Consider the following 12,814-nt stretch of genomic DNA (forward strand, 5'->3'; position numbering starts at 1 on the left):
AGTACATTGCAACGGTCTGTTCGCGCATGGGGAAAGTAGGAATGAGGCGGTTAGAGACCTCAAACCTACTTCTGCTCTGCCGAGCAGACTTTTTTTGTGCTCTCCAACTACTCCGCAACTTGGGTTATGTAGTTTAAGTGGTCTGGACCTCTTACGTCTAATGCGAATGCCTTTAAATGTTATACTTCAATTCGATAACCTTATTGGCAACGAAAATGCGCGACCAAAAAGGCCCTGGCTATCAAAGTCTTGTTCCTGCCCAACTCCTTACCCATCCTTCCGGGTGTGGCAGAACACCCTTTTTGCCCCTTACCGAAGTTGCTTTATCAAATGCAGTATGGTAGGGTAAACCCAAAAAAAGGACCTTCCTGCCATGTGGCAAGAAGGTCCTTTAGAATCTTGGTCGATTTATAGCTCTCGTAACCAGTGTCTTTGCTTGTGCTAAGCCAAGCGCAACGCGCTGGTTATTGGACCAGCACGGCGTTGAAGAATCGGCGCTCGGTAGTGCCATTTCCGGTGGCATCAACTCTGAGAACATAAGTATTGGCAGCGCGCGATGAAACGGGCGTAGCACCCGCGCCAACTGGAACACCATCGCCAGCGGCGCGGAGGCTATTGGCTGGAATGACCACGGTAGCCACGCCATCAACCACCGGGAAGCTGCCCAGATTAGCCGTGCGAGTCGTTCCGGTGGAGTAGGTTGTCACAATGCTCACCGACGAAGCACCGGTTGCCGCCACCTGTAAGGTGAGGGTACTGCCCACTTTGTAGTCAGCCGTGACTTTGTCGATATTGTTATCGAATACGATTTGGAGCTTGGGCCCCACGTTGTAGTCCGTTTCGGTTTTCTTGCAGCTGGCCAATGTCAGCACTGACAACAGCAGCAGCAGGAACGATAAAGAATTCTTTTTCATGCGATGAGATTTGAAAGAGGAGGTGAGTTTGGGCGCTGCTCTTGTCGCGAGCAGCGCCCAAATGATGCACTATCGGTCCCAGAAGACCGTCGGCGTGGTCAGGTTGGGACGGGCCGGAGTGTTGGGGTTGGAAGTGCGCTCCAGGTCGGAATATGGTAGAACGCGCAGGATGGCCGAAATACTCGAATTGACTGGAACAATCAGGGTTGGAAATCCAGTGCGGCGGTAATCGGTCCAGGGCTCTACGGCCACGCCGTAGTTGGCGATAAACTTCTCTTCTACGATAGACTGAATGGCGTTGGCCGCAGTCAACACCGGACGCGATGCGATGTAAGTGGTAATGTTAGGCGTGGCAATTTCGTCGGACACCCCAGCGTCGGTCATTGATGCCCGTATGCCAGCCGCAAACGACGTTTGGGCCAATGTTAAGTTACCGGTACGGGCATAGTATTCAGCCAGAATCAGGTTGTATTCAGCAAAAGTGAGCATTCGAACGGGGGCATTGCCATCGAAGTTGTTGAAGCCCGTACCGCCTGGAATGACGTTGCCGCGCAGGTAAGTATTCATGCGCGAAAAATTCGCGGCCACAACGGTCACACCCGTGCCATTGGCGGCTCCTACATACGGCAGTGAGGGGGCTGCCAGCGATGTCAGATAGACCGGTCGACGCGGGTCGTTCTTGGCGTTCATCAGGTTCACGAACGTTGCGCTGGGGAAAAAGGTGTTGTTGCGCGACTTCTCGAACTGGTCAATGGGGTTGTTCCGGTTCGGTATCGCTTCGAACCGCATCAGAAAGTTGTCGGCGTTATTACGCAAGAAAATCGAGGCGGGTGCGGCGAGCAGGGCCGCGAAGTCGGCATTTGAAGTGGCGTTTACTTTTGGGAATGAGTGCAGGTACAGGCGCAATTTCAAGGTATTGGCCATCCGTTCCCACTTGGCCATGTCGCCGCCATAAATCAGGTCGTCGTTGCTGGGGGTGAGTATCGACGACTTCTTAATGTCGCTGATGCCATCATTGAGCAAGGCGATGATGCCGGCGTACACGGTAGCAGATGCGTCGTACTTGGGCGCAAAGTTCTTGTCGAACTGCAACGCCTCCGTGAAGGGAATATCGCCAAAGGCATCCGTCGTTACTGAAAACAGGAAGGCTTTGGTGATTTTCGCGATGCCGGCATACTTTGGGCTGCTGTCCTGGGTCTGGTCAATCAGCTTCTGCATATCGGCGAGGCTGCCGGCAAAGATTGCGCCGCGCCACACGTTGTTGATGTCGGTAGGCGTGATGTTGTAGCGGTCGTACTCGGCCGTTTGAATACCGGAGCCACCCTGCCCGGAAAACTGCTGTACGATGAGCGAGGTGTAGCGGTGCAGGTCCGACCCCATCAGGAAGCCCAGCGACGTTTCGGCGGCCACCAGCAAGTTGGAGGCGGGAGCCACCAGCACGGCATTGGGGTTCTGGTTAATGTCCAGGAACTTCTCGCACGAGGCGAACAGCCCCAGGCTGGTAGCACCGGCTGCGGCCAGAGCGAATAATTTGAAAGCTCTCATAAAATCCGGATTATTGAATTAGAAGGAAAGGCGAATCGAGCCGCCGTAAGTCCGCGACTGGGGCAGGGCGTTGAACTCCAGGCCCTGCGAGTTGCTCTGGCCCTGGGCGTTCACCTCCGGGTCGATGTGCGGCACGTTGGGCGCGTACAAGAAGACGTTGCGCGCGTTGAGCCCGATTTCAACGGTTCCCAAAAAGGTTTTGTCGGTCAGGGTTTTAGGCAGCACGTAGTTCAGCGCTACCTCGCGCAGCCGCAGCCAGGAGGCATCAAACACCACGAGCTCGGCTTTGCCAAACCCGTACAGGTCGTCGAAATAGTTTTCGGCGGTAATCTGCACGTTGTTGGTGCGGAACGTGCCACTGGCGCTGCCATCGGCATTGAGGTTGGGAATAACCCCATCGATGACGTAGGTAGCGGACCGGTTGCCGGTTTCTTTGCCGGCTCCCTGACGACGCAGGTCACTTACGTTGCGCGAAATAATGTCGCCACCGTAACGAATATCCAACAGCGTGCTCAAGGTCAGGCCTTTGAACGAGAAGTTGTTGGTCAGGCCACCTACCCAGTTCGGGTTGGGGTCGCCGATGATTTGGTTATCGGAGGCCAGTCGGGTACGACCGTTTTGCGAGAGCAATAGCTTGCCCTGCGGCCGGCCTTTCTCATCCACGCGCTCGCGCTCAAACACGCTGCCGAAAATAACCCCGTAGGGCTGCCCGGCAATGAGGCGGGTACTCGGCGTTACGAAGCCGCCCAACGTAATCTGGGGTACGCCCACGGCCAGCTCGACTACGGTGTTGCGCACCCGCGAAAAGTTGAACGAGTTGGTGTAGGTGAAATTCTTCGTCTTGATTGGCGTCGTGCTCACGAGCAGCTCGATGCCTTTGGCTTCGGCGATGCCCGCGTTCCGGTAGTAGGTGGAAAAGCCGGAGGCCGCCGCCACGGGAACGTCAAAAATGAGGTCAGTGCTACGCTGCTGGTAATAGGTGGCTTCAACGGCGATTCGACCGCCGAAAAATCCCAGGTCCACGCCGCCTTCGTAGCTGGTCGTGAACTCGGGGCCCAGACTGGAGTTGCCGCCCGTGTTGCTCAAAGACTGGCCTAGTTGCCCACGGAAGGGGTACGCGATGTTGGGGCCGAAGCCGTCGGCTGGGTTATTGGAAGCCGCGTAGTACGTGTCGGTGACGTAAATAGGGGCCTCCCGGCCAACTTTGGCCGCGGCAGCCCGCAATTTGACCAGGTTCACCGTCGTGTTGCCTTTCAGCATCGGCAAGGCATCGGACAGTACGACGCTGAGCGAGGCGCCGGGGTAGAAATAGCTGTTTTTAGCGGCGGCTCCGCTGCTGGGAACAAGCGTGGATGAGTAGTCGTTACGGCCCGACAACGTAAGGGTCGCAAAGTTGCGGTAGCCCAGAGCCAGGTCGCCGAAGAAGCCGACGAGGCGGCGCTTGGTGCGGTCGCCGAAGGGCTGGAACGAAAGCGCGTTGTTGATATTGTTGAAGTAACGGACCTGTAGGTCGCTGCCCAACACCCCGATATCCACCGACTTACGCTGGTTTATCTCGTTGCCCAACAGCAGGCGTATGTTGAAGTCTTCGGTGATATCGTGCTTCAGGTTGGCCGTCAGGTAAGAGCTGATTTCGGTGCGCGTGAAGGTATTGTCCTGCAGGTTGCCCACCAGCGCGGCCCCGCCGCCAATGCTCACACCGCGGCTGCCGCGGCCGTTCACCGCCTGCGACACCAGGTTGTAGGTATCCACGCCCAGCTTGTAGTCGAGCGACAGCCATGGAGTGAAATCGTACCCTACGTTTACATTACCTACCACGCGGTTAATCTCGTCCTGGTAAGTGTTGTTCTTGATGGTCCAGAGCGGATTGTCATCGTTGCTGAACCAGGTGTTGTTCGGCGTGAAGGAGCCCGCCACGGCGGCACCCTGCTGGCCGCCACCGGGCAGCTCGAACGGGTACCGATTGACATCATAGCTGCGCGGCAAAAACCAGCTGCGGAAGAATGGATTGGCCAGCACGTTGCCTTGGGGGGTCCGCTGCGATTGGTTGTTCGTGTAGATGACGCTGGTGCCCGAACGCAGCTTGTCGGTGAGCTGCGCGCTGCCGGTAAAGGTTAGCGTGTTGCGAGTCAGCTCATTGTTGCTCAAAATGCCGGATTCTTTCAGGTTGCCATACGAGGCATAGTAGCGCAACCGCTCGGTAGCGCCCGACAAGGCGATGTTATTCTGAAAGTTATAGCCTGTTTTGAACAGGTCCTTTACGTTGTTCGGGTTGATGGTAAGCTGCTCCTGCTCACCGCGGAAGTTGGTCACGGCCTGGCCCGTGGCCGCCGGGCCCCACGACGAGTTGCTTAGGGGGTTGAACACGCCCAGGTTGCCCTGGCCGTAGGTATTCTGATAGTCGGGCAGGCGGCCTACCTGCACCGTGTTGTAGTTTGAGGTGACGGAGACACTCTGCTTTTTGGCTCCGTACCGGGCTCCCTTCTTCATCGTGATGATGATGGCACCCGAAGCAGCCCGCGAGCCGTAGAGCACCGCCGCCGCCGGACCTTTCAGCACCGAGATGCTTTCCACATCGTCCTGGTTGATGTCGATGGCGCGGTTTGAGTTCGATACCCCGTTTTGCAGAGCATTGCCGCCACCGCCGTTGTCAATCGGAATGCCGTCCACCACGAACAGGGGCTGGTTGCTGGAGGTGAAAGTGGTCATGCCCCGAATAAAAATGCTCGACGAAGCGCCCACCATTCCGTTGGCCGCCTGTACCCGCACCCCGGCCACCTTTGCCGTAAGCGAGTTCGAGATATTGGTAGCGCGGGCCTGGGTCAGCTCGCGCGATTGAATTTCCGAAACCGAGAAGCCAAGGGCTTTTTTCTCCTGTTCCCGACCGAATGACGTGACGACCACCTCGCTCAACTGTTTGGTATCCTGCGCGAGGGCAGCATTAACCTGCGATTCGGAGCCGATGGCCCGCTCTTGGGTGGCCATGCCCACGGAAGAAAAGACGAGCGTACCACCGCTCTCGGGCACGGAGAGGCTATAAGCACCGTCCGCGTTAGTTGAAATGCCGCTGTTAGTGCCCTTGAGCAGGACTGTAACACCGGGCAGCCCTTCGCCGGATTTTTGGTCTGTTACTCTACCCGAGACCGTGCGCGTTTGCGCCATCGCTCCATGGAGAAGGGTAAACATGAGCACAAAACCCATGAGTAAGATTTTTTTCATGAATAGTAGGTTGAGATTAAAAAGATGTTAAAAGATTTCTCTATTGCCAAAACTAAGGTATAGCCACCACATATTGGAGAATATTTAAATCGTAACAGGGCTCTTGCACCAAATCTTTATACATATGCCACCTTATATTGAAAATGAGCGAAAGTCCAAATTGGGATGATTCGGACTTTGGGCGGTGGTCTGAGTTGTGCTGAAGTTTTGAATTAATGGATGATTTTAACCCTCCACACCTGCGTTAGGCGCAGCAGCCTGGCCCTTCACAAGAACGGTTCAAGCTACGGTAAGACTAAGTTGCTAGTCATTAGTTGTCAGTTGCTAGTATGATGGCAATCAACTGACTGACAACTAACAACGAGTGACTAACAACCCGTTTGCTTTTGAATGACTGCTTACATACCGTGGTGCGACCTGCGGTCACCAAGCAGTTTCTGCCTCCGCTGCTCTCACACGGGCCGCGCAGTTGGCCTGAGCCGCGAGAAGTTGCTCCAAGAGCCCAACTCCCGGCGTGGTACCGCTCGCGCAACGGTCGCGGCCCGCCTGAGCAACTCCGGATGGCCTAAAAAAAAAAGTCCCGGTAAGCCCCTGTTATTGCCACCGCCGACGCTCAAACTAAATGAGCTGTGGACGTTTATGGGCCGTAGAAAGCAGAAAGTCTGGCGCTAGTTGGTCTTAGAGCGGGCCTCGTGGCGCATCGTGGCCTGGGGGCTGGGCTGCCGGGGAGGCCAACGAGCTGGCGCGCGTAACAGCAGTCAATCAATTAGCCAGCAATCAAAAGGGCTTTTCGGGTGGCTATTGGGCCAGGTCCTTTGAAATTGATTTTGCGACAATAAAATCTAAATCATCCCAATTGGGACCACCGCCTGACACCGAGTAGTGGAGATGCCTGCCGCAACCCGGCTAAACGCAGTAGCGCCTTCAGATTCATTGAATCCGAAGGCGCTACGTCACCTTGTTTGCTCAGCTTCGATGGGCTAAGCGGAGGGATAAAGACCTAAATCACATTGAAACGGGCGTATAAAGCATATGGCGGGTTGATTTGAGTACCCGAAATTACTTTGGCCGGCGGAGTGCCAACGCCGTCCAGCCGCACATCGGTGAGCGGAGTCAGAATCACGCGGGAGCCGTCTTCCAGCACGTACTCGAACGTGAAGATGATGGCATCGCCGTTGAGGATGGGATTGCGCGCACCGGGAGCGCTGGGCGTCGACAGAAGCAGGTTGCTGAGCGACGGCAGAGTTCTGCCAGCGGCGAACGACAGCCGCTGGAGGCCCGAAAGAGCATCCTGGCTGTTGAGGGATACCGTGGCCGGAAAGGAGCTGTAGGAGCCAGCCAGGGCCCGAGGGCCGATTGCCTGGTTAGGACGTTGGAAGCTCTTATAAACTTCGACAGCCCTAATCTTCACGTCGCGCTGGTCGGGGATGTTGAGAACAAACTCCAGGACCGGGCGGGTGGGATTCGCCAATGTGGCCAGCTGGTTGATGCTGGCACTGGCCCGTTGGGTGTCGAAATACGACTTAGACGCGTCGGCGGTGAACTTAGGGAAGATGAGCGGCACGCTGGTCACTTCCGGGGCCGGAATCTTGCTGCTGTCTTTGCAGGCGCTGAGCGAGCCCATTGCGGAGAGCAGCAGCAGGCCAAAAATTACCTTTTTCATAAACTGAGCTAGTTAAAGCGAAGGGGTGGCGGGCCTATCGGTCCCAGAAAATGCGGTAGTTGGCATCCGACTCGGTGAGCTGGCGCTTGGGCGCGGCCGGGTTGGGGTTGGCAATGAGCGACGACTGCGAGTAGAATAAGCGGCGGGGGAACAAGCCGGCACCGCGCGTATCCGCGTCGCCGTCTTCTTCCAGGCCCACGTTGCTGCCAATGTTAGCGTTGTCGGGCACGGTGATGATGGGGAAGCCCGTGCGACGCCAGTCGGTGTAAATGTCCGGCCCCATGCCGAAGCTGGCGATGTACTTCTCCTCCATGATAACCTGGAGCGGAGCAGCACCATTGAAGCGCACCAAAGCGGCATTTCGGTAATTGGTAATTTCCGAAGCTGAAATCACCCCGAGCACCCGCGTGGCGGCACCGGTAGGATTTGGCGGCGAGTTGGGCACGGCCGGAGTAGAGGTACCCTCTGCCAGCGCGATGGCGTTGACTTTTGCAAAAGCAGCATTGATGGCATCTCCTAACGCGGTGCTGGCACCAGCCCGGTCGTTGAGGACTACCAATCGGGCTTCGGCTTCCAAAAACTTGAGGTTGAAGAAGGGCAGCAAGCGTTGGGCCACGGTGCCCCGCCCGAACGTAGTGTTGGCGTTGCCGCCGCGACCATCGTCGAAGCGCCCGCCCACGGGGTACAGGCCGGGCAGCGTGCGGGTATTGGACGATACGCCGTTGCTGGCCGGACCCGTGCTGCCCTGACGAACGGTGATGAAAGCAGGCTTTGAAGCGTCCTGGAAGTCGTAGGTGCCTGGGCTGTTGGCGGCGGTGCTCTCCGGTTGTTGATTGAAGAAATAGTAGGGAATGCGGGGGTCGGGGCTAAATGGGCCTATAGCGGTAGCCGATTTGCCGTTACGGTACCGCATCAGCAGATAGAGGTACCGGCCGATGCTGTTTTCGCGCCCAACATCAACATAGTCGGACAGGAAGCCAATGTTCCGGTTAGCGGGCGCTTCAGACTTGCTGTATTTGAATTCAAAGTCGTTGTCGGACTCGTTCCTCATCAGGCCGCTGGCATCGGCCAGCAGTGCGCTGATTTCGGGCCGGAAGCCATCGGCGCGGGTCTTGCGAATCTGCACGTACAGCTTCAGTTTGAGCGTGCGGCCGAAACGCGCCCATTTAGCAAGGTCACCATCATAAAATAAGTCTCCCCTTACTGCGGACCCCCCCGGCTTAGCCAGGTTGGCGATGCCTTCGTCAATCAGCGAAAACAGGCTCTGGATGCCCAGGCTCGAATTGCCGTTGTAGATGTCGGCGTCTTTGTCGTAGCGCGGAGCCAGGTTAGCAGCTCCTTTCAGGGCTTCCGAGTAGGGAATATCGCCGAACATGTCGACCATTTCGCTAATCACGTAGGCTTTCTGGATTTGGGCAATGCCCACGTAGCCCCAGCGTTGCTCGGCCGTGCCCTGGGTAATGAGTTGCTCGTTGTTGGCGAGCATGTCGGAGTACAGGCCGCCCCACTGGTTGCCAAACGAGTCGCCGTTCTGCTGGTAGGTGCCGATGCCCCGGCCGTTGGAAAGCTGGCCCATCAGGGCCGACGTAGCCTGGCCGATGCCCGCAATGCTAAAGCCCAGGTACGTGGAGGTCGCGGTCTGCGTCACGGGGAGCAGCAAATTCAAATCGGCCTTGGTCGGACGAATGGGGTCTACGTTGACGTCGTAGAAGTCCTTGCACCCCGAGGCTCCCAGCAACAGGCTGGAAAGGGCCAGCGCGGTGGAAATAGTACGTAATTTCATGAGGATAGTGAGTCGAAGTCTGAATTAGAAGTTCACGCGCAGGTTCACGCCGTAGCGACGGGTGTTGGGTGCGTTGGTGTATTCGAAGCCCTGCTGATTGCTAGCGCCGAAGGTGCTGGTCTCAGGGTCGAAGTTGGTGTACTTCGGGATGTTGGGCGAGTACCAGTACAGGTTACGGCCCGAAACGGAGATATTGATGACGTTGAAAGGCGTTTTGGCCAGCAAGGTCTTGGGCAGGTCGTACCCCAGCGAGATTTCGCGCAGGCGCACCGTGGTAGCGTCGTACACGCCTTTCTCGTCGATGCTGCCCAGGCCGGCCGCGCCCGAGCTGAAGTAGTAATCATTGACGGAAATGGCCGTGTTGTTGGCAATCGTCGAGCCGTCGGCGTTGCGCAGGGGCGTGCGGGTAGCGGGGTCGCCCTTAACCCCGTTGATGATAACCAGGCGGTTACGGTCCTCGGTGTCTTTGGTCACGCCCCGGCCCAGGTACGACTGCAGCGTAGTCGAGTACAGGTCGCCGCCCTTGCGGTAGTCCACCAGTACGTTCATCGTAATGCCCTTGTAGGTGAACTGGTTGATGAAGCCCATCTGGAACTGGGGGTTCGGGTTACCGATTACCTGCAGGTTCTGGTCGACAATGAGATAGCCGGTAGCGGGGTTAATCAGGTAGTTGCCGCTTTCGTCGCGGGCAGCGCGGCGGCCGTAGAACACGCCGTAGTCCTCGCCCGGCTTCAGAATCGCCTGAATGCCGCCGCTGAAGCCAGTACCGAACGCAATCTGGGGCAGGCCTTCAATCAGGCTCACTACCTTGTTCTTGTTGTGCGTGAAGTTGAACGTGCTGCTCCATTGGAAATCTTTGGTCTGCACGGGCTTGCCCGTGAAAGCAATTTCCACGCCTTTGTTGGTAATTTCCCCGAAGTTGGTGAAGTACGAACCGAAGCCGGTACCGGCATCGAGTGCAATGGGGGCAATCTGATTGGTCGAGCTACGGTTATAATAGGACGCTTCCAGAGTCACCCGGTTCTTCAGGAACGATAACTCGGTGCCAACTTCAAATTCGTTGGTGAACTCCGGCGTGAGCGCGGGGTTGCCAATGGTACCACTCAGGCCCAGGCCTGGCGTGGTGTTGAACGGGAATTCAGTGCCGATGCCCTGGCCGGCGTTGCCAAACGTGGGGTTGATGGTATAGCGAATCGGCCCGGCCACGTACGGGCTGGCATCGCGGCCCACGCGGCCGTAGGCGGCCCGCAGCTTGGCCAGCGACAGCCAGGGAATGTCCAGGCCCAGGGCTTCGTTGATAATAACCGAGCCGCTGAGGCCCGAGTAGAAGAACGAGCGGCCGCTGTTGCCGACCTCACCGTTTTTGTTCAGCGTCGACGACCAGTCGTTACGGGCCGTGCCGGTTAGAAACGCCCAGTCCTTATAGCCTATGGTGGCTTCGCCGAGCAGGCCCATCAGGCGGCGCTTGGAGAAGTCGTAGCCGTTGGTATTCTTCTCGCGGGTGTTTTCGATATTATCGATGCCAAACACGATAATGCCGCGGCCGGCGTAGGCCAGAAAGTTTTGCGAGCGCTGGTTGATGTTCTGGCCAAAGGTGGCCCGCAGGCTGATGTCCTCGGTCAGGTTTTTGTCGAATGCCAGCAGCACAGTCTGGTCCAGCTCGGTGTTCTGAATGTTGTCTTCCAGCACGTTGCCCACGCCGCCGTAGCCATTGGAGCCGGGGCGCACGGTGGTGCGGCGGTTGTCGGTGTAGGTGTTCACGCCACCTGTGTAGGTGAGCGACAGCCAGTCGCGAAACGCGTAGCTCACGCTGGCATTGGCCGTGCTACGGTCGGTGCGCGATACGTACTGGTTGTTCTCGGTGCTCCAGCGGGGGTTATCGGCCTGGGCCGACAGCCAGCCGAAATACTGCTGGCGTGTGAGCGGGTCGATGTAGGGCAAGCCCTGCAGGTCCATGTTGCGCGGAATAAACAGCGTGCGCGCAAACGCCGACGCACTGCCCACGGCGTTGTTGGCTCCCAGCTGGGGGCCCTGCTGCTCGGCATTGGTGTAGCTCACCGTGCCCTTCACGGTAAACTTGTTGAACTGGCCCGAACCGCCGGCACTGATGCTGTTGCGCACGTAGCGGGCATTGGGAATGGTACCCACGTTATCGGTGCGCGATACGATGGTCGTGAACGTGGTATTCTCGCTGCTACCCGTCAGCGACACGGAGTTCTCGTACAGGTGGCCGGTATCGAAGTAGTCCTTCACGTTGTTGGGGTAGGCCTGGTACGGAATGGTTGCATCCGTGGCAATGCCCAAATTGGTGTTGCCCGCCTGCGGGTGGGGCAGTACCGTGGGCGCAATGTCGCTGCCGAAGGCGGGGCCCCATGAGCCGTTGGTGGCGTAGTTGTTGCCACCGCTGCCAAAGTTGGCGCCCGTGCCATACGTATTCTGGTACTCGGGCAGGCTCGCGATTTTCTCAATTGCGTAGCCCGTGCTGTAGCCAATCTGTACGCCTTTGGCCCCGCGCTTGCCGCTGCCGGTTTTGGTGGTGATAACGATAACGCCACCAGCCGCCCGCGAGCCGTAGAGGGCCGACGCCGCCGCGCCCTTCAGTACCTGAATATCCTCAATGTTGTTGGGGTCGATATCACCCGTGCGGCTGGAGTAGCCGGCCCCGCGCACCAGCTGGTTCTCCGATTCCGTTTGGGAGTTGTCGTAGGGCACGCCGTCCACCACGAACAGCGGCTGGTTGTTGCCCAGCAGCGACGTATTGCCGCGGATGGTGATTCGCGACGAAGCCCCGGGCACCCCGCTCGAGCTGATGATGTTCACCCCCGGCACCTTGCCCGAGAGTGTGCGCAGAATATCCGGCTCGGACTTCTGCACCACCTGCTCGGCCTTTACACTAGCCACGGCATACCCCAGGGCACGCTTCTCGCGCTGAATACCCAGCGACGTTACCACGACTTCATCCAGCTGCTTGGCATCAACCACCATGGCTACGTCAATAGTAGCTGAGCTCCCTAAGGTTTGCTCTATCGTAATATAGCCCAGGTATTTGAATTGCAGTACGGCATCTGGGCCGGATACGTTTAAGGCATACTGGCCATCGGCGTTGGTGGCGGTACCCGTAGTGGTACCCTTCACGATGACACTCACGCCCGGCAGGCCTTCATTGGTGCTTCTGTCGAGGACGCGCCCCGACACGACACGGCTCTGCGCCCAGCTTCGCCCGGTCAGCGTTAGCAACAGCAGCAGGCTTAATAGTAAGGTTCTCTTCATTGATTTATGTAAAATGGGTGTATGAGAAAAGAGGAAAGAAGTTAGGGTGGCAAGTATTTAAAAGTTGAAAGTACGGCTTTTGCCGAAAATCCCGTTACTCACCGGTCTGCTTATGGCTGTGCAGCGAGTTTGGTTATCTGTCGGCCTGACGGGTGGCGGACAGCTAAAAAACAGTATATAAAATCGGGGGAATGCTCCGTGAGCAACTTTCGAGTGCTTGTACATTTAAGAAAATCCTGCGGTTTCTTGTGATTCTCAAACGATAGATTGGAAGTCCGGATTTTTGGACTGGCACAACCAGGCATAGCACCCAGATGCCATCGGCCGCGGAATGGCACATCAGCGGCCTGAAGGAAAATCTCCATTGGTTCTACCCGGTTTAAGTGGTCAGCCTGTTGCCAGCATATGTTGTGAGATACG

6 protein-coding genes are annotated in these 12,814 nt (G+C 57.3%); all 6 read right to left on the bottom strand.

Features of this window, described 5'->3' with window-relative positions; all coding sequences use genetic code 11:
- Window positions 1-464 precede the first annotated feature (464 nt).
- The 6 genes from ABD819_RS18370 to ABD819_RS18395 all read right to left on the bottom strand — a co-directional run bounded on the left by ABD819_RS18370 (window position 465) and on the right by ABD819_RS18395 (window position 12,394).
- The gene (locus ABD819_RS18370; protein ID WP_345126628.1) at window positions 465-914 is read right to left on the bottom strand and encodes a hypothetical protein; all 450 of its coding nucleotides are present in this window, start codon (window positions 912-914) and stop codon (window positions 465-467) included.
- Between the two features lie 69 nt (window positions 915-983).
- Window positions 984-2,459, bottom strand: coding sequence for a SusD/RagB family nutrient-binding outer membrane lipoprotein (locus tag ABD819_RS18375; protein WP_345126631.1), 1,476 nt, complete (start codon window positions 2,457-2,459; stop codon window positions 984-986).
- An 18-nt stretch (window positions 2,460-2,477) separates the two neighbouring features.
- Complete coding sequence (locus ABD819_RS18380; RefSeq protein WP_345126632.1) at window positions 2,478-5,678, bottom strand: SusC/RagA family TonB-linked outer membrane protein; 3,201 nt, start codon at window positions 5,676-5,678, stop codon at window positions 2,478-2,480.
- A 1,000-nt stretch (window positions 5,679-6,678) separates the two neighbouring features.
- Window positions 6,679-7,341: a hypothetical protein gene (locus ABD819_RS18385; RefSeq protein WP_345126634.1), complete on the bottom strand. Its 663-nt coding sequence runs from the start codon at window positions 7,339-7,341 to the stop codon at window positions 6,679-6,681.
- A gap of 34 nt (window positions 7,342-7,375) precedes the next feature.
- Window positions 7,376-9,124 carry a SusD/RagB family nutrient-binding outer membrane lipoprotein gene (locus ABD819_RS18390; protein ID WP_345126635.1) on the bottom strand — a complete coding sequence of 583 codons (1,749 nt, stop codon included), beginning with the start codon at window positions 9,122-9,124 and terminating at the stop codon, window positions 7,376-7,378.
- Window positions 9,125-9,148: 24 nt separating this feature from the next.
- Window positions 9,149-12,394, bottom strand: a complete 3,246-nt coding sequence (locus ABD819_RS18395; protein ID WP_345126637.1) for a SusC/RagA family TonB-linked outer membrane protein — start codon at window positions 12,392-12,394, stop codon at window positions 9,149-9,151.
- Window positions 12,395-12,814: the final 420 nt, after the last annotated feature.

The sequence above is a fragment of the Hymenobacter antarcticus genome (genome assembly GCF_039539545.1).
GTDB lineage: Bacteria > Bacteroidota > Bacteroidia > Cytophagales > Hymenobacteraceae > Hymenobacter > Hymenobacter antarcticus.

Bases quoted from the DNA above. Each gene is read 5' to 3' on its own strand.
- ABD819_RS18370 (WP_345126628.1), bottom strand. From the start codon at position 914: ATGAAAAAGAATTCTTTATCGTTCCTGCTGCTGCTGTTGTCAGTGCTG.
- ABD819_RS18375 (WP_345126631.1), bottom strand. From the start codon at position 2,459: ATGAGAGCTTTCAAATTATTCGCTCTGGCCGCAGCCGGTGCTACCAGC.
- ABD819_RS18380 (WP_345126632.1), bottom strand. From the start codon at position 5,678: ATGAAAAAAATCTTACTCATGGGTTTTGTGCTCATGTTTACCCTTCTC.
- ABD819_RS18385 (WP_345126634.1), bottom strand. From the start codon at position 7,341: ATGAAAAAGGTAATTTTTGGCCTGCTGCTGCTCTCCGCAATGGGCTCG.
- ABD819_RS18390 (WP_345126635.1), bottom strand. From the start codon at position 9,124: ATGAAATTACGTACTATTTCCACCGCGCTGGCCCTTTCCAGCCTGTTG.
- ABD819_RS18395 (WP_345126637.1), bottom strand. From the start codon at position 12,394: ATGAAGAGAACCTTACTATTAAGCCTGCTGCTGTTGCTAACGCTGACC.